The following is a 22,646-nucleotide window of genomic DNA, read 5'->3' on the forward strand; positions in this document are numbered from 1 at the left end:
AAAAAATGCCAGCTTTGACAGGCTGGCATTTTATATTTATTTCAAAATTATTATTTTGCTGCAGGAGTTGCCGGAGCAGGTGTTTGTTGAGCTGGAGCAGCAGGTGTGCTAGCAGCAGGAACTTCAGATTTGTCAATAATTTTAGAGTCAGTATCACTTAATGATCCTGTAAAACTTAAACTTGAAAGCAAGATTAGAGCAATCAAAATAGTAGCTAATGTCCAGGTACTTTTATCTAAAAAGTCAGTCGTTTTTTGTACTCCACCTAACATTTGAGTTCCGCTAATTGTAGACGATAATCCGCCTCCTTTAGGGTTTTGAACCATGATTACTACGATCAATAGAAAACAAACTATTGTGATTAAAACTAAAAAAATTGAAAATGTGCTCATTGCTTAATTATTATTGTTATTTTGTTGTAAAATCTTTATATCCGAAATACGGTCTGCAAAGAAACTAATTTTTTCTGGATATTTCAAAATTAATATTTCATATGCTTGTATGGCCTTTGTATATTTTTTTTGTTCCAAATAAACACGGGCCAAAGTCTCTGTCATTAGGTATGAATTCTCCTCTTCATTAATATTAAAAGAAATAGGAGGAGTGGCCATTGTTGGTTTTATTGGAGAAATTTTTGGGTTTGTTTCAATAAAACGATCAATTATTTCTGCTTTTTTCTTCTTTTCTTCCTCAACAGAAACTATTTCAGTCACTTCAGTTGTTTTTTTTTCATCGGTTTCTGCATCTTTTGGAGCATCTGAACTTCTGTCAATAGGTTCTGCTCTAGCTAATTGCAGCCATTCCTGAAAAGAATGTTTTTCACGTACAAAATCTATAGGTTTACCTATTTCTAAATTCTCCTCTGCTTCTTTTACAGATTCAGAAACTTCAATTTCCGGAACTTCAAATTCTAGCAGTTCTGCTTCGGCTTTTGGTTCTTCAGCAATTATTGGCTCTTCAAAAGTTACAGTTGATGCTTCTTTAATAGAAACGATTATAGATTCCTCGATTGGATCAACATGAACTTCCTCAATTTCATCATCTTCTACGACTTCATCAAAGAAAGTTATTTTTGTAACAGGTTTTTCGATAATAATATCAGCTGTTTTTTCTTCAACTTCTGGTACTTCCTTAAAGGTATTTAGTATTTCTTCTTCGCTTGGAGTTACGATAGTTTCTTCTGCTTCTGCTTCAATTGTTTCTTCTTCTGTTTCGGTTACTTCTTTAAAAGTGTCCAATATTTCTTCTTCGCTTGGAGTAAGTACAGATTCATTAACAATTGCTTCAACAGTTATATTTTCTATTTCTACTTCATTAAAAGAACTCTCTGCTTTTTCTTTTTCAATGGCTGAGACCGGTTCTTCTATAAGTTCTGGTTCAATTGTTTTTTCTTCAACTTCAGTTACTTCTTTAAAAGAGTTGAATATTTCTTCTTCATTAATAATAGCAATTGGTTTCTCGGTAACTAAATCTTCAGTTGTTTCATCAGTTACTTCTTTAAAAGTGCTAAGTATTTCTTCTTCCGTTGGAATTACTATTGATGGTTCTGCAATATGTTCAATTGTTTGTTCCTGAACTTTTACAGGTTCTTCAAAAGTATTAGATTCAATTTCTTCTGTTTGGGCTAAAGGTGATTCTTCAATAATTACTTCAGCTGGTTTTTGTTCAATTTTAGAAGGTTCTTCAAAAACAACAGTTGTAGCTTCTTTAATCGATTTTAGAATAGATTGCTCGATTGGATCAATTCGAATTTCTGGAATTTTTACAACAGGTTCAAAAGTAACAACTTCACTGTCGAATACTTTTATTTCTAAAAGTTCTTTTAGTTTTTGATCGTAAAAATCATTCTGAATAGAAGTAAAAGTTTCAGAAGTTATAAAATCAAACAAAACCGAACGATCTGCTGTATGTGCCGCCGTTACTTTTAATGCATAATTATACTTAAAACTGTTTTGTTTGTAAAGTCCTTTTAATCGAAGCGCTCTGGCACTTTGAAAATATGGAAATTCATTCAAAACACTTCCTAATGCTTCTGCCTGATTTTCTGTAATAGCATCAGGTTTGTTCATTAAGTATGTATAATCAGTAACGTTCATTTTTTATTGTTTAATCGTTTTTTGTGTTTATTCGTTTAACCGTTTATTTGTTTAATTGCTGTAAAAATCGATTAAACGATTAACCGATTCCACAAATAAACATTTTTACCATTTTGCCAATGATTCATTAAAGATATCCTGCGTGATTCTTTCGTAAATCGTTTTAATGGCTGTATTTAAAGTAGATCCTGTTGGAAGATCTCTTCCTTCAAAATCATAGTAAAACTCAAAAGGTTTTTCAAAATCGTCAGTTTCTTTCTTTTTATTGGTAAACCTTACATTAATACGTATTGTTAAACGGTTTTGTGCCGCTCCCTGATCAGCAGTTGCTGTCATTGGAGTAATTCTGTAATCTACAATTTCTCCTTCATATATCAAATCCCCTCCATTACTAACCAAGTTTAAATTGGTTTGATTCATAATCAAATCCTGTAATGCAAGTGTAAAATCTCTATCAATTCCAGGTTCTATCAAATCAGCATTGTTATGGAAAAAGTTAACCTGAAAAGTTTTAGCATCAATTTGTCCCGTTGAACCAGTAAAATTGTAAAATCCACAACCGCTAAAAGTTGTCGCAATTAAAAGAATTAGAAGATATTTTAAGTGTTTCATTTTATTTTATAAGATTACTCTGCCAATTTGCTAACGTTTGGGTCAAAGATATTCAATTCGTTTAAAACATTTTTGAGTTTTAACTTCTTTACAGGAAATTACAAGTCGAATTGTTTAATTTTTCGGTACAAAGTTCTCTCAGAAATTCCTAATTCATCTGCAGCAGCTTTTCGTTTTCCTTTGTTTTTTTCTAATGATTTTTTGATCATTTCGATTTCTTTTTGCTCTAAACGCAGAATTTCTTCTTCCTCTATAGTTTCGGCAAATAAATAATTATCATCCGGAATCTGCTGATAGTTTTCCTCGCGAGTGTTTGGCGTCATAACCGCTGTTCTTGGTTCTTCTTCAAAATCAATTTCGCTGTCGTTTTCCTGCGATCCGTATATCTTCTGAATCAAATTCGGATTAATATCCTGCATTTTTGAAGTTCCGTTTTTCATCAATTCCAAAGTCAGTTTTTTCAAGTCGTTTAAGTCGCTTTTCATATCAAAAAGCACTTTGTACAGAATGTCTCTTTCGGTACTAAAATCGCTGTCTTTTTTCGTATCGTTTATTACAGACGGTAGATTGCTTCCTTCTGACGGAAGATAAGAGGATAAAGTTGAAGCCGAAATATCGCGATTGGTTTCTAAAACTGAAATCTGTTCTGCCACATTTCGAAGCTGACGGATGTTTCCGTTCCATCTAAATTTTTGAAGTATATTTACCGCATCGTCATCTAATTTTAACGGTGGCATTTTGTATTTGTGCGCAAAATCGGCCACAAATTTTCTGAACAATAAATGAATATCGTCATTTCGCTCACGTAAAGGCGGCAATGTAATTTCGACTGTTGTTAAACGATAATACAAATCTTCACGGAATTTTCCTTTTTCGATTGCATTAAACAAATTTACGTTTGTTGCCGCTACAATACGAACATTGGTTTTTTGAACCTGAGATGAACCTACTTTTATAAATTCACCGTTTTCAAGAACACGCAGTAATCTAACCTGAGTTGTTAATGGCAATTCACCAACTTCATCAAGAAAGATAGTTCCACCGTCGGCCACTTCAAAATAACCTTCACGTGTACTTGTAGCGCCTGTAAAAGCACCTTTTTCGTGTCCAAAAAGTTCACTGTCAATAGTTCCCTCCGGAATCGCTCCGCAGTTTACAGCAATATATTTACCATGCTTTCTGTGTGAAAGCGAATGTATAATTCTAGGAATGTTTTCTTTACCAACACCACTTTCCCCAGTTACCATAACCGAAATATCAGTTGGAGCAACCTGAATGGCTTTTTCTATGGCACGATTTAATTTTGGATCATTACCAATAATCTCAAATCGTTGTTTTATTGCTTGAACTGTTTCCATTTGTTGTTTGTTTCAAGTTTTTGTTTGTTTCAGGTTTCAGGTTATGTTCGAAACTTAAAACTTTGGCTTATATTTTATTTTTGCCACAGATTAAAGTGATTAACACAGATTATTCTAAATTATAAAATATATCTTTTATATTGAAGAGATTTTGTTTGAAAATTTACAAGCAACCCTACTTCTGAATCTGATAATTTTATGTAATTCAAGATCTGAGCAATATGCTCATTTGAAAATTCTTTTATAGCTTTTACCTCTAAAACAATATCTTCATTAATAATGAAATCAGCATAAAATTTATGAGGTAAAATTTTACCCTTGTATTCAATCGAATATTCCTTTTCTCTTTCAAAAGGAATGTTATTTTCTTTAAATTCTAATTCTAAAGCGTCTTTATAAACTACTTCTAATAAGCCGGGTCCAAGATTTCGGTGTACTTCCATACAAATGCCAATAATCTTATAGGTTTCCCCTTCTTTATAATGTTGCATAAATATTAATTTTTAATCACAAATTTTAAAAGTAAGAAAATTAATATAAAAAAAATCATTCTAATCCTTTTAATCTGTGGCAAAAAAAATTAATTCATGCTGCTCAAACCTACAGCTTCACCTTTTAAAGTTCCACTAGTGCAACTTGTAATTTTTACGTTTACGAAATCTCCAATTTTATAATTTTCTTTTGGGAACACAACTGTAATACTTTGAGAGTTTCTTCCAGAAAATTCTTCTTTTGATTTTTTAGAAACTTTTTCTACTAAAACTTCAACTGTTTTTCCAACAAATTCCTCACTTCTAAACCAAGCGTGTTTTTGCTGTAAATCAACAATTTCCTGTAATCTTCTTGCTTTAGTTTCTTCTTCAACATCATCTTTCATTTTTCGTCCGGCCAAAGTTCCTGGGCGTTCAGAATACGAATACATATAACCGAAATTATATTTCACATATTCCATCAAACTCATCGTATCTTGGTGATCTTGCTCCGTTTCGGTTGGGAAGCCGGCAATCATATCCTGCGAAATCGAAGCATCTGGAACAATCGATCTGATTTTGTCAATCAAAGTCATATATTCTTCACGAGAGTGCAGACGATTCATTTCTTTTAAAATTCGGTTACTTCCAGATTGAACCGGTAAGTGAATGTGTTTACAAATATTAGGATATTTTGCAATAACATGCAGAATGCTTTCGTGCATATCCTGCGGATTTGAAGTCGAAAATCTAATACGCATTTTAGGAAATCCAACAGCAACCATTTCTAATAATTGATCAAAATCAACTGCAGTCGCTTTTTGCATATCTGAGGCGTTTACGAAATCCTTTTTCAAACCGCCGCCGTACCAAAGGTAACTGTCAACATTTTGACCTAAAAGTGTAATTTCCTTAAAACCTTTATTCCATAAATCCTGAATTTCGGTCATAATACTTTGAGGTTCACGACTGCGCTCACGTCCGCGTGTAAAAGGCACAACACAAAACGTACACATATTATCGCAGCCACGAGTGATTGAAACCAAAGCAGTAATTCCGTTACTCATCAAACGAACCGGTGAAATATCTCCGTAAGTTTCTTCTTTTGATAAAATTACATTAATCGCGTCGCGGCCTTCTTCAACTTCCGCCAATAAATTCGGAAGATCTTTGTAAGCATCAGGGCCAACAACAAGATCCACTATTTTTTCTTCTTCCAAAAACTGGCTTTTCAAACGCTCTGCCATACAGCCCAAAACGCCTACTTTCATTTTCGGATTCGTACGTTTTACCGCATTGTATTTTTCAAGACGTTTTCGAATAGTTTGTTCTGCTTTATCACGTATAGAGCAAGTATTAACCAAAACCAAATCAGCTTCTTCTAAAACCGAAGTGGTATTGTATCCGCCTTCAGATAAAATGGAAGCTACGACTTCACTGTCCGAAAAATTCATCGCACAACCGTAACTTTCTATAAATAGTTTTTTAGTATTCTCAGGTTTATTTTCTAAAACAAGACTTTCGCCTTGTTTACTTTCTTCAATAATCTTTTCCATTGTAAAATTTCAAAGTGCAAAGATAGCGTAAATACAGTCAATATGACAAGATGGCAGAAAAGAAATTTTAGATTTTAGAGTTGAGATTTTAGATTATTTATGCTTTTATGAATTTTTTTGGAATCTAAAATCTACATTCTAAAAATTTAAAATATTTAAATAGCCACAGATTAAAAGATTAAAATGATTGACAAAGCTTTGCGGACTTTGCACTGAATTTTCAGCTTACATTAAATCTTTGCGAACTTTGCGTAAACCTTTGTGAACTTTGCGGTTAAATTTTTAGTTTTAGCGCTTAGATTTTATATTGATAGAAGTTGTAATAAATAATTCCGGAATCTAAAATCTAAAACCAGCAATCTAAAATAAAAGAATTTGACGGTCATAATCCTGTAAAAGTTATACCTATATATATATTACAGAATATTACAGATAAATCTGCAATTTTAAGTTTCATAATATCAAAATACCTCAAAAATTCAATCGCGAGGTTAATATTTAAAAAAAATAAATACTTTTGTTGCAGAAAATAAGAGCAATGGCAAAGAATTTAGTAATAGTGGAATCACCTGCAAAGGCGAAAACGATCGAGAAATTTCTTGGGAGCGATTTTCAGGTGGAGTCAAGTTATGGTCACATAGCCGACTTACCATCAAAGGAAATAGGGGTAGATGTAGAGAATGGTTTTAAACCTAAATATGAAGTTTCTCCGGATAAAAAAGCTTTGGTAAGTAAACTTAAGACACTATCTAAAAATGCCGAAATGGTTTGGTTAGCAAGTGATGAGGACCGCGAAGGAGAAGCTATTTCATGGCACTTGGCGGAAGAACTGAAACTGGATACAAAAAAAACAAAGCGAATTGTTTTTCATGAAATTACCAAATCTGCGATTCTTAAAGCAATCGAGAATCCAAGAGAAATTGATTATAATTTAGTAAACGCACAACAGGCACGTCGTGTTTTGGATCGTTTAGTAGGTTACGAATTATCTCCGGTTTTATGGAGAAAAATCAAAGGCGGACTTTCTGCTGGTCGTGTACAGTCTGTTTCTGTACGTTTGATTGTGGAGAGAGAACGCGAAATTCAAAGTTTCAATGCTGTTGCAACCTATTCAATTGTTGCCGAATTTGTAAACGAAGCAGGAAAAGCTTTTAAAGCAAAACTTCCAAAAAATTTCAATACTAAAAAAGAAGCCGAAGATTTCTTAAATCAAAACATCGGTTCTAAATATAAGGTAGCTGATTTAGAAACTAAACCTACCAAAAAATCGCCAACAGCACCTTTTACAACTTCTACGCTTCAACAGGAAGCAGCAAGAAAATTGTATTTGCCAGTTGGAATCACAATGCAGTTAGCACAGCGTTTGTACGAAGCCGGACTTATTACTTATATGAGAACTGACTCGGTGAATCTTTCAAAAGATGCAATGGACGCGGCTGAGGCAGAAATTATAAAATCTTACGGAAAAGAGTTTTCAAAACCGAGAACTTTTGCAACAAAAAGTAAAGGTGCACAAGAAGCGCACGAAGCAATTCGTCCTACTGATATGTCACGTCATACTGTAAATATTGATCGTGATCAGGCTCGTTTGTATGATTTGATCTGGAAAAGAACATTAGCTTCGCAAATGAGCGATGCACAATTAGAAAGAACAAATGTGAAAATTGAAGCTGATAATCACAGCGAAATTTTTGCAGCTTCGGGAGAAGTTTTACTTTTTGAAGGTTTCTTAAAAGTATACCTTGAAGGTCACGATGATGACGAAGAAGAACAAGAAGGAATGCTTCCTGCATTAAAAGTAAACGAAAAACTGGCTAACAATTATATTACAGCTACAGAACGATATTCAAGACCGCCTTCAAGATATACTGAAGCATCTTTAGTAAAAAAATTAGAGGAACTTGGAATCGGGCGTCCGTCTACTTATGCACCAACAATTTCTACAATTATCAACAGAAATTATGTTGAAAAAGGGACGCTTGAAGGTCAGGAACGTAAATATACGCAGCTTACTTTGCAAAATAGTAAAGTAGGAGAGAAGGTTTTAAAAGAAAATACAGGTTCAGATAAAGGAAAATTAGTTCCAACAGATATTGGAACTATTGTAACAGATTTCTTAGTTAAGAACTTCGGAAATATTTTAGATTATAATTTTACTGCAAAAGTAGAACAGGATTTTGATGAAATTGCCGAAGGAAATATTGACTGGGCAATCATGATGCAGGATTTTTACAATAAATTTCACCCAAATGTAAAAGAAGTTGAGGCAAATGCTGAACGTGAAAGCGGTGAAAGAATTCTGGGTAAAGATGCTGACGGAAGACAGGTTTCTGTTCGTTTAGGAAAATTTGGACCAATGGCTCAAATTGGAGAAGCAGACGACGAAGATAAAAAGTTTGCCAGCTTAATGGCAGATCAAAACATTGGAAATATTACCCTTGAAGAAGCTTTGAATTTATTCTTACTTCCTAAAACTTTAGGAGATTATAAAGGAGAAGAAGTAGAAGTTAGCAACGGTCGTTATGGTCCTTATGTTCGTCACGGAAGTGTGTTTATTTCATTGCCTAGAGGGGAAGATCCTTTGAATGTTACTAAAGAAAGAGCACAGGAATTAATTGACGAAAAAGCTGTTGCCGATGCTCCAATTGCTGTTTACAAAGGAGAAGCTGTTCAAAAAGGAGTGGGACGTTTTGGTCCTTTCATTAAATGGAATGGTCTTTTTGTAAATGTTAGTAAAAAATACAATTTTGATAATTTATCACAGGCTGATGTTGAGGAATTAATTGAAGATAAATTACAAAAAAACATAGATAAAGTTCTTCACAATTGGGAAGACGAAGGAATTTTGGTTGAAAAAGCGCGCTGGGGACGCTCGGTTATTACTAAAGGTAAAATCAAAATTGAGTTGAGCAAAGATGTTGATGCAACAAAGTTAACATTGGCCGAAGTTCAGGAAATGATCGAGAAAAAAGCACCGGCTAAAAAGACCGCTGCAAAGAAAACGACAGCAGCAAAAAAAGCACCAGCAAAAAAAACAGCAGCAAAAAAGAAATAAAGAATGGAATTTGATTTTCTAGAGCCTTTAAATGATGGAATTTTAAAATTCATTAGTTCATTGTCTTCACAAGAACTGGGAAGTAAAATTGTTTTACATACTCAGGATCAATTTCCGGATATTAGTAAAATTAACATTGCAATTGTTGGTGTTTTAGAAGACCGACGCAATATTAACATGGTTAATGAAGTTAATCTTACTACAGTTCGTAAAAAGCTATATGGAATGTTTCCTGGAAATTGGGACACTTCAATTGCTGATTTAGGAGATATCCTTGCTGGAGATTCTGTAGAGGATACTTATTTTGCAGTTAAAAAGGTAACTTCTGCATTAATTAAAAATAAAGTCATTCCTATAGTTCTAGGAGGTTCGCAGGATTTGACATACGCTTTATATCGCGCATACGATGATTTAGAGCAAATGGTAAATATGGTTGCCGTAGATAACAGATTTGATTTTGGGAAAGAAGATGAAACAGTTTCGGCTAATTCATACTTAACAAAAATCATAATTGATGAGCCTAATAATCTGTTCAATTACTGTAATATAGGATATCAAACGTACTATAATTCGCAGGAAGAAATTGATTTAATTGAAAAATTGTTTTTTGATGCTTACCGTTTAGGTGAAATCTCAAACAAAATAGCGCTGGCAGAGCCTGTTTTTAGAGATGCTGATTTAGTTAGTATCGATTTAAATTCGGTAAAGTCTTCAGCTTCAGGAAATACTATTACATTTGAGCCAAATGGTTTCAACGGAAAAGAGATTTGTTCTTTGGCAAGATATGCCGGGATTAGCGATAAAGTGTCTTCTTTTGGAGTATTTAATCATAATAGTACAGCTGCAGAAGCGCCTATTATTGCTCAGATTGTTTGGTATTTTATTGAAGGATATCATTATCGTTCAAAGGAATACCCATTTGGAAGCAGAACAAATTATTTAAAATATATTGTTCCTTTAGAAGAGGAAGAATTGGTTTTTTATAAAAGTGATAAAACAGAGCGTTGGTGGATCGAGATTCCATTTGAAACAAACGGCAGCAATAAACTAAAAAGAAATACGTTATTACCGTGTTCTTATGAAGAATATTTGAGCGCTTGTAATCAAGAATTGCCAGAAAGATGGTGGAAAGCACAGCGAAAAAACGCTTTGTAGAAGAAAATTTTAATGAAAATCTTAATTTTTTCAAGTTTTTCAAAATATAGTTAAAAAATTTAGTAAGATAAGGTTTATATATTATAAAATTTAACGTTTTACGTCGATTTTTTTAATCAGTTTGTCGATGAAATATTTTTTTTTTATTTTATTTAACATTATTTTTGAACGGTAAAATAAATTTCGCAAGTAGTATTGTTTTTTAGATAAATAATAAATACGTTTACGGACTTTTAATAATGAATAGATAATCCCAAATTTATATGAAGAAGTTTATTGCATTTGCAGCAATGTTAACACTAGTAATCGGCTGTGGTAAGTCAGGTGACAAAGGTGAATTAGTTGGTGTTACAGGAGGGAAATGGCATCCCGAGAAGCCTTATGGAATGACATTAGTTCCGGGTGGATCTTTTATCATGGGTAAATCAGATGCTGATTTAGCTAACGTAGAAGATGCTCCGACTAAAACAGTAACAGTTAGGTCATTTTATATGGACGAAACTGAGATTACTAACAGTGAGTACCGTCAATTCGTAGAATGGGTAAAAGATTCTACAATGAGAGTGCGTCTTGCTATTTTGGCTGATGAAACTGGTCAAAAAAGTACTGGTGGTAAAGGTGCTAAAGGAGGAAGTATATCTGATTATGCATTTAATGATTCTGAGCCGGATAAAATGACAGCTTACGATAAATATATGTATGATAACTACTATAGTGTAGGGACAAAAGATGATCCGTATGCTGGTAGAAAATTAAACAAAAAAGTTAAGTTAATTAGAGATACTAAAGCTTACCCAGATGAGTATTATGCTGAAGTAATGGATTCTATGTATTTACCAATTGAAGAATCATACAATGGTTTAAGAACAATTGACGTAAATAAATTGAAATTCCGTTATTCTTGGATGGATATTCAGGCTGCTGCAAAAGCTAAAGTTGGAAAAAGAAAAGACTTCGTTAAAACTGAGCAAGTTAGTGTTTACCCAGATACTACAGTTTGGATTAAAGATTTCGCATATTCATATAATGAGCCAATGCATAATGATTATTTCTGGCATAAAGCTTATGGAGATTATCCAGTAGTAGGTGTAACTTGGAAACAAGCTAAAGCATTCTGTGCTTGGAGAACTTTAAACAAAAACAGCTACATTAAATCTAAGAAAAAAGGACGTGACCTAGTTAACGCATTCAGACTTCCAACAGAAGCAGAATGGGAGTATGCTGCAAGAGGTGGTCTGGAATCTGGTACTTATCCTTGGGGAGGTCCTTACACTAAGAGTGACAGAGGATGTTTCATGGCAAACTTTAAGCCTAACAGAGGAGATTATGCTGCCGATGAAGCTTTATATACTGTTGAAGCAAAATCTTACGAACAAAACGGATACGGATTATATAACATGGCAGGAAACGTTTCAGAGTGGACAGATTCAGCTTACAATCCAAACGCATACGAGTATGTTTCTACAATGAACCCTAACGTAATTGACGGAAAGAACCAAAGAAAAGTGGTTCGTGGAGGATCTTGGAAAGACGTTGCTTACTTCCTACAAGTAAGTACTCGTGATCACGAATATGCTGATTCTGCAAGAAGTTATATCGGTTTCAGAACTGTACAAGATTACATGGGAACTCAAGTAACTGGAAACGGAACTGGTAAAAAGAAATAGTAATTTATAATTCAATCAATACAATAACCAAATCGAATCTATTTTAAAATTAAAACCTAAAAAAAAATTATTATGGCATTATTAAGTAAAAAAGCAATGAATTTCGCTTATGGTATGGGAGCGGCAGTAGTAATCGTTGGAGCATTATTCAAAATTACTCACTTTGAAATTGGACCATTAACAGGAACAGTTATGCTTTCAGTTGGTTTATTAACTGAGGCGTTAATCTTCGCGTTATCTGCTTTTGAACCAGTTGAAGACGAGTTAGATTGGACTCTTGTTTACCCAGAATTAGCTAACGGACAAGCTAGAAAAAAAGCGGATAAACCTGAAACAACTGATGCCCAAGGATTATTATCTCAAAAATTAGATGCAATGTTGAAAGAAGCTAAAGTTGACGGTGAGTTAATGGCAAGCTTAGGAAACAGCATCAAAAACTTCGAAGGAGCTGCTAAAGCAATTTCTCCAACAGTTGACTCTATTGCAGGACAAAAGAAATATTCTGAAGAATTATCTGTTGCTGCTGCTCAAATGGAATCATTAAACAGTTTATACAAAGTACAATTAGAAAGTGCAGCAAGAAATGCTGAAGCTAATAAAGAAATCGCTGATAACGCATCTAAATTAAAAGAACAAATGGCGTCTATGACTGCAAACATTGCTTCTTTAAATAGTGTTTATGGTGGTATGCTTTCTGCAATGAGTAACAAAGGATAATTAGTTTTTAACTATTATATTAAAATTATTAATAAGAACTAATTAGAAAAAAATGGCAGGAGGAAAATTAACCCCTAGACAGAAGATGATTAACCTGATGTATCTGGTTTTCATCGCGATGTTAGCAATGAACGTATCAAAAGAAGTAATTTCTGCTTTTGGTTTGATGAATGAAAAATTTGAAGCTGCAAACACTACTTCAGTTACAACAAACGAAGGCTTACTACAATCTTTAGATCAAAAGGCTGCTGAAGCAAAAGGAGAATTCATCACTGCAGCAGAAACTGCTCACAAAGTTGAAACAATCTCAAAAGAATTTTACGATTATATCGGTACTTTAAAAGCTCAGTCTATCAAAGGATTTGAGGTTGAAAAAGAAACTGGAAAACTACCATACGAAGCTATGGATAGAGGTGATAACATCGACGACTGGTTTACAGGAGACGGTTACACTAAAAAAGGTAATGAAATCATCGCTAAAATCGAAAAGTATAAAGCAGATTTAAAAGCTGCTTTAGGAACAGATAAAAAGTATGCTAACATTATTGCAGAAGTTGATAAGAAATTTGATGTTTCTGAAGTAAAAAACAAAGAAGGTATAAAAGAAAAATACTTAGCTTACCACTTTAAAGGTTTCCCTGCAATCGCATCTGCTGCTAAACTTTCAGCTTGGCAAAATGACGTTAAAAAAGCAGAAACTGATGTTTACAACAGTGCTTTAGGAAAAGCTGCAGTTGCTGCTGCTTCTTATAGCAACTACCAAGCAATTGTAGTTTTAGATAAAAATGCTTATTTCCAAGGAGAAAAAGTTACAGGTAAAGTAGTTTTAGGTCGTTATGACGAAAACACAAAACCAACTTCATTCCAAGGTCCTGGACAAATTGTTAACGGACAAGCTGTTATCTCTTTAACTGCTGGTGGTGTAGGTGAACAAAACATTAATGGTCAATTTACTTTCTTAGAAGACGGTAAAAACATTCCATTAAAATTTAAAGGAACTTACGTTGTAGTTCCAAGACCAAACTCAGCTACGATTTCTGCTGATAAAATGAATGTAGTGTATAGAGGAGTTGTTAACCCAATCTCTGTATCATTTGCAGGAGTTGATGCTAACAAAATTTCTGCTAGCGCTCCAGGATTATCTTCAGCTGGTAAACCAGGTAAATATAACATGAGCCCAGGTTCAGGAACAGAAGCTACAATTTCTGTAACAGGAACATTACCAAACGGAGATAAAGTTACTGATAAGAAATCATTCAGAATTAAAGGTATTCCTGGACCAACAGGAACAATTAGAGGTGAGATGGGTGTTGTTAAAGGACCTAGATCTAACTTAGAAATTGCTACTATTGGTGCTAAATTACTTGATTTTGATTTTGAAGTTGGTTTAGATGTTGTTGGATTTAACATGAAAATTGCTGGACAGCCTACAGTTGTTGTTACTGGTAATAGATTAAATGCACAATGTAAGCAAGTACTTTCAAGAGCAGGTAAAGGAGATCAAGTTACTATTTCTGAAATTAAAACTAAACTTGTTGGAGCTGGTAGTTATTTATTACCAAGAACTGCTCCGGTAATTTATGAAATACAATAATTAAGTACTGAAATCTTCAGTCAATATCTTATAATAATACCACGATGAAAGTAAGAAATTTTTTAATAGCTATTGTTCTAATCGCTGGAGGTTTTGCTTCTAATGCGCAATCAAATTTGCTTAATGCAAAAACGCCTGCCCAAATTGGGCTTAAAACTCCTGCGCAACTTATCTCTGATAATGATAAGCCTTTAGCTTACGGTTATGTTGATGATAGAGATATCTTGATGGGTAAAACAACTTGGGAGATTATTGACTTAAATGAAAAGATCAACTTCCCTATGTATTTTCCAGTAGATACTGCTAATATTGGTTCTGATAGACGTTCATTATATGATGTTTTGACGAAAGCCGTTAGAAAAGGCAAAATAACTGAGGTTTATTCTGATAGTTATTTCAATACTAAAAAATCTATGAAAGACATCGAAGGTGCTTTATCTCGTATTGACACAACAGATGCTGGTAGAGAACTTATCAACCAATACCCAGATGACTATAAAGCACGTGTTGTTAAGAAAAAAGTAGTTACTGGTACTGGTAAAAAGAAAGTTGTTACTTATGTAGACGAAACGGTTGGACCAACAAGAACAGTTCCTGCTGAATATATCTTAAAGCAAGATCTTACTGCTGCAGATGTTACTCAGTATAAAATTAAAGGATACTGGTATTTTGATAAACGTCAAAGTGAATTAAAATATCGTTTACTTGGAATTTGTCCTGTAACTCCAGACGTTTATACTATGAATAGTGACGAAAAGGATTATATCGAATTATTCTGGGTTTTCTTCCCAAATGCGAGAGCGGTGCTTCATGATGCAAAAGCTTTCAACGATAGTAATTCAGCTCTTCCAATTTCTTTCGATCAGATTTTGAATTCAAGACGTTTTAATGCGATTGTCTATAAAGAAGAAAACTTGTACCAAGATCGTGAGATCAAAGAATACATGAAAGATAACGCTCAAAATCAGTTATTAGAATCTGAAAGAGTAAAAGAGAAGATTCGTAACTTCGAACAAGATATGTGGAACTACTAAGTTCTAAAATTAAATAATAAGAGAAACTCTTACTGCTAACGTAGTAAGAGTTTTTTTTTGATCAGATCTCAACACTTTTTTAATACTTTCTTATATAAAATTTTATTGAGCTATAGATTTTTCAAAAAATAGAATAGTAGAGAAAGATATTACAAAAGCCATGATTTTGGTTTGTAATACTCATATTTACAGTGTTTTGTGAATTATTTATTGTATGTTAGCTAAACGTTAATTAAATTTAATTTTTAAATTTGTAGTTATAATTTCTACAAATTGATATTATTGTAAGAAAAATAACAATATTACTCATCAAACTGCGTTTAGGTTTATTATAAAAAATATTATGATGAAAGTGAAAAGTTTTTTAATAGTTATTGTTTTTATCGCTGGCGGTATTATTTCTAATGCTCAATCTAATTTACTGAATGCTAAAACAGCAGACCAAATTGGGCTTAAAACACCTGCGCAGCTTATCTCAGATAATGATAAGCCTTTAGCTTATGGCTATGTAGATGATCGTGATGTTTTAATGGCAAAAACTACTTGGGAAATTATTGATTTAAATGAAAAAATCAACTTTCCTTTGTATTTTCCTGTAGATACAGTCAATATTGGTTCTGACAGACGTTCGCTTTATGATGTTTTGACTAAAGGAATCAGGCAAGGAAAAATAACTGAAGTTTATACAGATAGTTATTTCAACACCAAAAAATCTATGAAAGATATAGAAGGTTCATTAACTCGTGTTGATACAACAGATGCTGGTCGTGAACTTATAAATCAATATCCTGATGATTTTAAAACACGTGTTGTAAAGAAAAAAGTAGTAACAGGTACTGGTAAAAAGAAAGTGGTAAATTATGTTGACCAAACTATAGGACCAACTAGAACAGTTCCTGCTGAATATATTTTAAGACAAGATCTTACCGCTGCAGATGTTTCACAATATAAAGTAAAAGGATATTGGTATTTTGACAAACGTCAAAGTGAATTGAAATATCGTTTACTTGGAATTTGTCCTGTAACGCCAGACGTTTATACAATGAATAGTGACGAAAAAGACTATATTGAATTATTCTGGGTTTTCTTCCCCAATGCACGAACAGTGCTTCATGAAGCAAAAGCTTTTAACGACAGTAATTCCGCGCTTCCAATTTCATTTGATCAAATACTCAATTCAAGACGTTTTAATGCCCTTATTTACAAAGAAGAGAATATGTATGGAGATCGAGAGATTAAGGATTACATGAAAGATAACGCACAAAATCAGCTGTTAGAATCAGAAAGAGTAAAAGAGAAGATTCGTAACTTCGAAGAAGATATGTGGAACTACTAAATATCTAAACCAATTATAAGAAAAACTCTTACTACCTTTGCAGTAAGAGTTTTTTTATTTTATCTATACATTCACAATGCTTGATTATTTAATCGTCGGTTCTGGGTTGGCTGGTATTTCTTTTGCAGAAGTTGCCCTTAAAAACAATAAAACCATATTAGTTCTCGATAATAAATCTCAACACTCATCCCGAGTTGCAGGCGGTTTATACAATCCGGTTATCTTAAAGCGTTTTAGTGAAGTTTGGAATGCTCAGGAACAACTTGATTTAATGAACGATTTCTATAATCAGATAGAAGACAAACTGAAGGAGAAATTTAATTTTAAAATGCCCGTTTTAAGAAAGTTTTTCTCTATTGAAGAGCAAAATAACTGGTTTGCAGCTTCAGACAAAATAAACTTAGCTCCTTTTTTATCTACCAAATTAATTTCCAAAAAGTATAACAGTATTGATTCACCATACGATTATGGAGAAGTTTTGCATACAGGTTATGTTAATACAGCTTTATTGGTAGATACTTACAAAGAATATTTAATTGCGAATAATTTATTTCTTGAAGAATCTTTTAATTGTAGTTATATTGAATTTTTAGAATCGGGAATTCAATACAAAAATATTCAGGCAAAGCATATCATTTTTGCAGAAGGATTTGGACTTCTTAAAAATCCATTTTTTAATTATCTGCCTTTAGACGGTACAAAAGGAGAACTGTTTATCATAAAAGCACCGAATTTAAATTTGGATGTAATCGTAAATACGAGTGTTTTTATTTTACCACTGGGAGATGATTTGTTTAAAGTAGGCGCCACTTATAATTGGCATGATAAAACAGACACTCCTACAGAAGAAGGAAAGCAAGAACTTTTAAATCGTATAAAAGAGATCATAACCTGCGATTTTGAAATTATCAAACATTTTGGAGGCGTTCGCCCAACAGTTGCAGATAGAAGACCTCTCGTTGGAACCCATGAAGTATATAAATCAATCCACGTTCTTAACGGATTAGGAACGCGTGGAGTAATGCTTGGCCCGGCAATGGCACAGACATTATACTATCATATTGAAAAAGGAACTCCTATAGACCGCGAAGCAGATATCAAGCGATTTCATAAAAGATATTTAAAATCTCTTATTCCTGACCGGCCTTAGGATCGTAAGAAACAAACATATTGATATACAGATTTCGGGAAAGTCGTAAAACAAACGGAAACAAAACAATCAGTGTAATAACTATTGCAACAAAAGATTCTCCTATACTTGCCTTGAAAAATACAAACGAAACAATAAAGGCAGCAATTCCCACAGCAACATTTAATCCGTAACTTACATACATTGCACCATAAAAAAACGAAGGTTCAATTTGATATTTTAAACCACAATGACTGCAATTGTCGTTCATTTTTAGAACTTTAGTCAAATGAAGCGGATTTTTGTCTGAATACATGCTCTCTTTTTGGCATTTTGGACAACTTCCTGTTAAAATACTATTTAGTTTGGATCCTTTTTTTAACATTTGCAAAAAATTTACATTACCATTTATCTGGGTAACGCAAATTTACAATTTTCATTCTCTGTTTATGGTATCAAAATAGGAAACTTTAAACGTTAAACAACAATTTAATGCTTAATATACACAATCTTTCGGTTTCTTTTGGAGGAACATATTTATTTGAAGAAGTTACTTTTCGTTTAGGCGCCGGCGACCGCGTAGGTCTTGTTGGTAAAAACGGAGCAGGTAAATCGACAATGCTTAAAATGTTAGCAAGAGATTTTGCTCCGGATTCAGGAGTTATCTCTCAGGAGAAAGATATTAAAATGGGATTTTTACGTCAGGATATTGATTTTGAACGTGGAAGAACCGTATTAGAAGAAGCTTATGAAGCTTTTACCGAAATTAAAATTGTAGAAAAAAAATTAGAAGAAATCAATCATCAATTGGTTACCAGAACCGATTATGAAAGTGAAGAATACGGTCAGATTATTGAAGATTTATCTGATTATACCCATCGTTTTGACCTTCTTGGAGGTTATAATTATGTTGGAGATACAGAGAAAATTCTTTTAGGTTTAGGTTTCAAAAGAGAAGTTTTTAATAACCAAACCGAAACATTTTCAGGAGGTTGGAGAATGCGTATCGAGTTGGCTAAATTATTACTACAGTCAAATGATGTATTACTTCTGGATGAGCCAACGAACCACTTGGATATCGAAAGTATCATTTGGTTAGAAAGCTTTCTACGAAATTATCCCGGAGTTGTTGTAATTGTATCGCACGATAAAATGTTCTTAGATAACGTTACAAACCGTACAATCGAAATCTCTTTAGGGAAAGCATACGATTTTAATAAACCATATTCTCAATATTTAGAATTGCGTCATGAAATTCGTGAAAAGCAATTAGCAACTCAAAAGAATCAGGCGAAAAAAATTGAGGAAACAGAAAAATTAATCGAAAAGTTCCGTGCAAAAGCATCAAAAGCTTCGATGGCGCAATCGTTAATTAAAAAGTTAGATAAAGTAGAAAGAATCGAAGTTGATGAAGATGATAATTCGGTAATGAATATTTCGTTTCCGGTTTCAAAAGAACCAGGAAAAGTTGTAGTCGAAGCTGAACATGTTACAAAGGCTTACGGAGATAAAGTGATTTTAAAAGATATCGATTTGTTAGTAGAACGCGGAAGCAAAATTGCTTTTGTGGGTCAAAACGGACAAGGAAAATCGACTTTTATTAAAGCCATAGTAAACGAATTCGAATATCAGGGAAACATCAAATTAGGACACAACGTACAATTGGGTTATTTTGCTCAAAATCAGGCAGAATATCTTGATGGAGAAATCACCTTGTTGCAAACTATGGAAGATGCTGCAACAGACACCAACCGTTCTAAAGTTCGCGATATGTTGGGATCGTTTTTATTCCGTGGCGACGATGTAGAGAAAAAAGTAAAAGTACTTTCAGGAGGAGAACGTAACCGTTTGGCACTTTGTAAATTACTATTGCAGCCAATCAATGTTTTGTTGATGGATGAGCCTACGAATCACTTAGATATTAAATCTAAAAACGTTCTTAAGGCCGCACTTCAAAAATTTGGTGGTACTTTATTATTGGTTTCTCACGATAGAGATTTCCTGCAAGGAATGTCGAATATAGTTTACGAATTTAAAGATCAAAAAATCAAAGAATATTTAGGAGACATCAACTATTTCTTAGAACAGCGCAATCTTGAAAACATGCGTGAAGTCGAGAAAAAAGATGTGGCAAAAGCCGCAGCTCCTAAAGAAAGCAATAAGGTTTCTTACGAAGATCAGAAAAAAGGAAAAGCGCTTCAAAACCGTTTGAGTAAAGTCGAAAGTCAGATCAAACAATTAGAAAAAGACATTCAGCACGACGATAAATTGTTGGCTTCGAATTATGACAAACATATCGAAGATGCTTCATTTTTTACAGCATACAACAAAAAGAAAAAAGACCTGGACCAATTACTTCTTGATTGGGAAATTGTTCAGGAAGAGATTGATAATTTCAACGCTTAGTTTAGTTTTCAGTCTCAGTCACAGTTTACAGATGCCTTTGTCAAAGTTTCGAACTTTGACAAAGGTTTTTTTTAGTTTTTAGGAGCTATTTCCAGCTTTACGTTTCAAGTCCGGAGCAAAAAAAACTATTTTTCTAAGCCATAAAACGAGCTTCCGTTGGTCGCTGTTTTCTGGCAAGAAAAATTATTTTTTTTAGTTCCGGGCTTTCCTCTTCAATCTGGGCTAGGAGTTGCAGTTTTCAGTCGCAGTTTTCGGTTTCAGGTTTAGACGTTTCCGTAAAGTATGTCATCCCTAGTTCCTCGAGAACTCTTTCTAAAATTCCGAAGGAATGATTTATTTTTTAGCAACGGATTTTAATCCGTTGTACACACAGTAACCGCAAGCTATGTCATCTCGACGAAGGAGAGATCACACACGAAACTCTATAAAGATTGGGGATTTGGAATGCGGTATTTCTAGTGGGATCTCTCCCTTCGGTCGAGATGACAAAAATGGCGTAGTTTGCAATGTTTATCCGCTATCGAACAAGTCCTTTCTAAAAGATAGAAATAATAAAAAGAAATAAAAAACCTGCGAAAACCAATTAAAATCCGCATCATCGGCGTGCCAACATACGCAATCCTTAAATAATCCCAATACTTTTAGAATGCATAATGGCTTCGCTGCTATTTTTATAATAGCAAACAGAAACTTCTAAATTCTCTAAGTTTTTCATGATTTTTTTAGTCGCTTCTTTTTGGTGTTTTCCAGTTTGCCTGATGTAAACCGCTTTTACAGTTACAGGAAATATTTTGCAGATTCGTTCGTACAAAACAGGATCATGTTGCGAATCATCACCTAATAACACATATTTAAGATTAGGGTAAAACTCTAAAACGTGCTTTATTTTGTCGAATTTATGATCGTGATTTCCACGTCCGCTCATGAAGAAATCAGTGATACCTCTTTTAATATCCTTTAATAAAATTACGGCTCTGGGCAGATTGTGTATTTTGGTAAATTTTACAATAAAGCGATATAAATTCCATTCGCTGCTTGAAACATAAAAAAAGGCATTTTCCTCTTCTTTATTGTTTCGTCCTGCAGAACTCAAAGCCTGATAATGCGGTACAACATCTGTAAAAACCTTGCGGTCATTTACATTTTTAAACAAAAGAATGTAGATTTTTTTAAAGAAATTCTGAGTATGCGAGATCAAAAAAGTATCGTCGATATCAGATATAATTCCGAGTTTCCCTTTATGAGGTCTTATAAAACTGCCTTTTTCAGTTATGGTTTCATTTTCATCCTTGATCGTAACTTCGTATTCCATCCATCCAAAACTGGTTTCAGTTTCCAGCGGAATACAAAATTTAAAATAACCATCGTCTAACGTTTTGGTATGAATTTCCTGATGGCCGCATTTTAGATAAATATCAAAATTATCAAGCGTTTTTATCCTGAACTGATTAATAATTGAACGGGCATTTTTTAAGTTTTTCTTCTGAAAATCATAATCATACGTTCTTTTAAAAACATGTCCCATTACAATTAATTCTTCTTCATTGGCATAACCCCGATATAATTGTAAAATTGGTTTCATTAATTGCGTATATTTATAGATAGATGCTGTAAATTAATTATTTTAATTGACTTTAAAAATAAAACTTTGAAAAAGAATATCATATTTGTTGTAAATCCTATTTCCGGAGACCTTGATAAATCAGATTTGATCGAGGCTGTGCAGGAATTTGCAACCACGAATAATTTTGACCTGACAGTTTATGAAACTACAGGCAAAACAGACCAGAAAGAAATACAATCACTTTATAATCAATTGCAACCTGAGCGAATTATAGTAGCGGGCGGCGACGGAACTATAAAAATGGTTGCCGAAGCCGTCGAACAGTTTGATGTCATTATAGGTATTTTACCCGCCGGATCGGCAAACGGTTTATCTGTAGATCTTAATTTACCCACAACAATAGAGGAGAACCTGAAAATTGCCTTTTTAAGCCGTTATATCGAAATGGACATGATTTGCATCAACGGCAAAAAAAGCATTCATTTAAGCGACATTGGTCTTAATGCTGATTTGGTAAAAAACTATGAACAAAGTAATCTAAGAGGAATTTGGGGATATGCTTTGCAGGCTTACAATACCCTTGTTGATTCTAACGATCCTTTTGTTGCTACGATTACCGCAAATAAGGAAACAATAGAGCATACGGCAAGAATGATTGTAATCGCCAATTCTAAAAAATACGGAACCGGTGTAACAATAAATCCAAATGGTGCGATGAACGACGGGAAATTTGAATTGGTTATTCTAAAAAGTCTTGATTTATTATTACTCGGAAAAATCATTACCGGAAACATGCCAATCGATTCTGATGATATTGTGATTATTTCGACAGATAAAGCGACGATCAAAACAAATTATCCGGTTAATTTTCAGATTGATGGTGAATATTGCGGAGCG

The 22,646-nt window shown here is 33.6% G+C and carries 18 protein-coding genes; 10 read left to right on the plus strand and 8 right to left on the minus strand.

Annotation, left to right across the window (positions count from 1 at the left end; translation table 11 throughout):
- Positions 1-50 precede the first annotated feature (50 nt).
- The 6 genes from secG to miaB form a co-directional block, all read right to left on the minus strand.
- The gene (secG, locus tag B3C18_RS16350) at positions 51-392 is read right to left on the minus strand and encodes a preprotein translocase subunit SecG (RefSeq protein WP_065452204.1); all 342 of its coding nucleotides are present in this window, start codon (positions 390-392) and stop codon (positions 51-53) included.
- Between the two features lie 3 nt (positions 393-395).
- Positions 396-2,096, minus strand: a complete 1,701-nt coding sequence (locus B3C18_RS16355; protein ID WP_291148878.1) for a tetratricopeptide repeat protein — start codon at positions 2,094-2,096, stop codon at positions 396-398.
- Between the two features lie 105 nt (positions 2,097-2,201).
- Positions 2,202-2,708: an LptE family protein gene (locus B3C18_RS16360; protein WP_291148881.1), complete on the minus strand. Its 507-nt coding sequence runs from the start codon at positions 2,706-2,708 to the stop codon at positions 2,202-2,204.
- Between the two features lie 98 nt (positions 2,709-2,806).
- Positions 2,807-4,066, minus strand: a complete 1,260-nt coding sequence (locus B3C18_RS16365; RefSeq protein ID WP_291148883.1) for a sigma-54 interaction domain-containing protein — start codon at positions 4,064-4,066, stop codon at positions 2,807-2,809.
- A gap of 119 nt (positions 4,067-4,185) precedes the next feature.
- Positions 4,186-4,557, minus strand: a complete 372-nt coding sequence (locus B3C18_RS16370; RefSeq protein WP_291148886.1) for a GxxExxY protein — start codon at positions 4,555-4,557, stop codon at positions 4,186-4,188.
- 89 nt (positions 4,558-4,646) lie between these two features.
- Entirely contained in the window at positions 4,647-6,092 is a 1,446-nt protein-coding gene (miaB, locus tag B3C18_RS16375; RefSeq protein WP_291148890.1) for a tRNA (N6-isopentenyl adenosine(37)-C2)-methylthiotransferase MiaB, read from the minus strand.
- 538 nt (positions 6,093-6,630) lie between these two features.
- On the opposite strand from miaB, the gene topA reads away from it, so the two are divergent.
- The 8 genes from topA to B3C18_RS16415 all read left to right on the plus strand — a co-directional run bounded on the left by topA (position 6,631) and on the right by B3C18_RS16415 (position 17,800).
- On the plus strand, positions 6,631-9,147 hold the full coding sequence (topA, locus tag B3C18_RS16380; protein WP_291148893.1) for a type I DNA topoisomerase: 2,517 nt from the start codon (positions 6,631-6,633) through the stop codon (positions 9,145-9,147).
- Positions 9,148-9,150: 3 nt separating this feature from the next.
- Positions 9,151-10,302, plus strand: coding sequence for a formimidoylglutamase (locus B3C18_RS16385; RefSeq protein ID WP_291148928.1), 1,152 nt, complete (start codon positions 9,151-9,153; stop codon positions 10,300-10,302).
- 263 nt (positions 10,303-10,565) lie between these two features.
- Complete coding sequence (gene gldK / locus B3C18_RS16390; protein ID WP_291148931.1) at positions 10,566-11,969, plus strand: gliding motility lipoprotein GldK; 1,404 nt, start codon at positions 10,566-10,568, stop codon at positions 11,967-11,969.
- Between the two features lie 72 nt (positions 11,970-12,041).
- A complete protein-coding gene (gldL, locus tag B3C18_RS16395) occupies positions 12,042-12,686 on the plus strand; it encodes a gliding motility protein GldL (protein WP_056204976.1) in 645 nt (214 codons plus the stop codon).
- A 52-nt stretch (positions 12,687-12,738) separates the two neighbouring features.
- A complete protein-coding gene (gldM, locus tag B3C18_RS16400; protein ID WP_291148936.1) occupies positions 12,739-14,280 on the plus strand; it encodes a gliding motility protein GldM in 1,542 nt (513 codons plus the stop codon).
- A gap of 44 nt (positions 14,281-14,324) precedes the next feature.
- Complete coding sequence (gldN, locus tag B3C18_RS16405) at positions 14,325-15,314, plus strand: gliding motility protein GldN (protein WP_291148940.1); 990 nt, start codon at positions 14,325-14,327, stop codon at positions 15,312-15,314.
- A gap of 346 nt (positions 15,315-15,660) precedes the next feature.
- Entirely contained in the window at positions 15,661-16,650 is a 990-nt protein-coding gene (gldN, locus tag B3C18_RS16410; protein ID WP_291148958.1) for a gliding motility protein GldN, read from the plus strand.
- A gap of 76 nt (positions 16,651-16,726) precedes the next feature.
- Entirely contained in the window at positions 16,727-17,800 is a 1,074-nt protein-coding gene (locus B3C18_RS16415; RefSeq protein ID WP_291148943.1) for an NAD(P)/FAD-dependent oxidoreductase, read from the plus strand.
- On the opposite strand, the gene B3C18_RS16420 is transcribed toward B3C18_RS16415, so the two are convergent.
- Positions 17,781-18,164 carry a DUF983 domain-containing protein gene (locus B3C18_RS16420; protein ID WP_291148946.1) on the minus strand — a complete coding sequence of 128 codons (384 nt, stop codon included), beginning with the start codon at positions 18,162-18,164 and terminating at the stop codon, positions 17,781-17,783. The two genes, B3C18_RS16415 and B3C18_RS16420, sit on opposite strands and share 20 nt — an antisense overlap.
- 107 nt (positions 18,165-18,271) lie before the next feature.
- On the opposite strand from B3C18_RS16420, the gene B3C18_RS16425 reads away from it, so the two are divergent.
- A complete protein-coding gene (locus tag B3C18_RS16425) occupies positions 18,272-20,185 on the plus strand; it encodes an ABC-F family ATP-binding cassette domain-containing protein (RefSeq protein WP_291148948.1) in 1,914 nt (637 codons plus the stop codon).
- Between the two features lie 622 nt (positions 20,186-20,807).
- On the opposite strand, the gene B3C18_RS16430 is transcribed toward B3C18_RS16425, so the two are convergent.
- Positions 20,808-21,767: an App1 family protein gene (locus B3C18_RS16430; protein ID WP_291148951.1), complete on the minus strand. Its 960-nt coding sequence runs from the start codon at positions 21,765-21,767 to the stop codon at positions 20,808-20,810.
- A gap of 66 nt (positions 21,768-21,833) precedes the next feature.
- Between B3C18_RS16430 and B3C18_RS16435 the strand changes: the two genes are divergently transcribed.
- A partial coding sequence (locus B3C18_RS16435) for a diacylglycerol/lipid kinase family protein (protein ID WP_291148955.1) occupies positions 21,834-22,646 on the plus strand: 813 nt, incomplete at its 3' end.

It is taken from the genome of Flavobacterium sp. UBA7680, assembly GCF_002482975.1.
In the GTDB taxonomy this organism is placed as follows: domain Bacteria; phylum Bacteroidota; class Bacteroidia; order Flavobacteriales; family Flavobacteriaceae; genus Flavobacterium.

What these genes read in the sequence shown, in the direction of transcription:
- B3C18_RS16355 (WP_291148878.1), bottom strand. Translation starts at nt 2,096, where the DNA reads ATGAACGTTACTGATTATACATACTTAATGAACAAACCTGATGCTATT.
- B3C18_RS16415 (WP_291148943.1), top strand. Translation starts at nt 16,727, where the DNA reads ATGCTTGATTATTTAATCGTCGGTTCTGGGTTGGCTGGTATTTCTTTT.
- secG (WP_065452204.1), bottom strand. Translation starts at nt 392, where the DNA reads ATGAGCACATTTTCAATTTTTTTAGTTTTAATCACAATAGTTTGTTTT.
- B3C18_RS16425 (WP_291148948.1), top strand. Translation starts at nt 18,272, where the DNA reads ATGCTTAATATACACAATCTTTCGGTTTCTTTTGGAGGAACATATTTA.
- B3C18_RS16420 (WP_291148946.1), bottom strand. Translation starts at nt 18,164, where the DNA reads ATGTTAAAAAAAGGATCCAAACTAAATAGTATTTTAACAGGAAGTTGT.
- B3C18_RS16385 (WP_291148928.1), top strand. Translation starts at nt 9,151, where the DNA reads ATGGAATTTGATTTTCTAGAGCCTTTAAATGATGGAATTTTAAAATTC.
- gldK (WP_291148931.1), top strand. Translation starts at nt 10,566, where the DNA reads ATGAAGAAGTTTATTGCATTTGCAGCAATGTTAACACTAGTAATCGGC.
- B3C18_RS16360 (WP_291148881.1), bottom strand. Translation starts at nt 2,708, where the DNA reads ATGAAACACTTAAAATATCTTCTAATTCTTTTAATTGCGACAACTTTT.
- B3C18_RS16430 (WP_291148951.1), bottom strand. Translation starts at nt 21,767, where the DNA reads ATGAAACCAATTTTACAATTATATCGGGGTTATGCCAATGAAGAAGAA.
- gldL (WP_056204976.1), top strand. Translation starts at nt 12,042, where the DNA reads ATGGCATTATTAAGTAAAAAAGCAATGAATTTCGCTTATGGTATGGGA.
- B3C18_RS16370 (WP_291148886.1), bottom strand. Translation starts at nt 4,557, where the DNA reads ATGCAACATTATAAAGAAGGGGAAACCTATAAGATTATTGGCATTTGT.
- gldN (WP_291148940.1), top strand. Translation starts at nt 14,325, where the DNA reads ATGAAAGTAAGAAATTTTTTAATAGCTATTGTTCTAATCGCTGGAGGT.
- gldN (WP_291148958.1), top strand. Translation starts at nt 15,661, where the DNA reads ATGAAAGTGAAAAGTTTTTTAATAGTTATTGTTTTTATCGCTGGCGGT.
- gldM (WP_291148936.1), top strand. Translation starts at nt 12,739, where the DNA reads ATGGCAGGAGGAAAATTAACCCCTAGACAGAAGATGATTAACCTGATG.
- B3C18_RS16365 (WP_291148883.1), bottom strand. Translation starts at nt 4,066, where the DNA reads ATGGAAACAGTTCAAGCAATAAAACAACGATTTGAGATTATTGGTAAT.
- topA (WP_291148893.1), top strand. Translation starts at nt 6,631, where the DNA reads ATGGCAAAGAATTTAGTAATAGTGGAATCACCTGCAAAGGCGAAAACG.
- miaB (WP_291148890.1), bottom strand. Translation starts at nt 6,092, where the DNA reads ATGGAAAAGATTATTGAAGAAAGTAAACAAGGCGAAAGTCTTGTTTTA.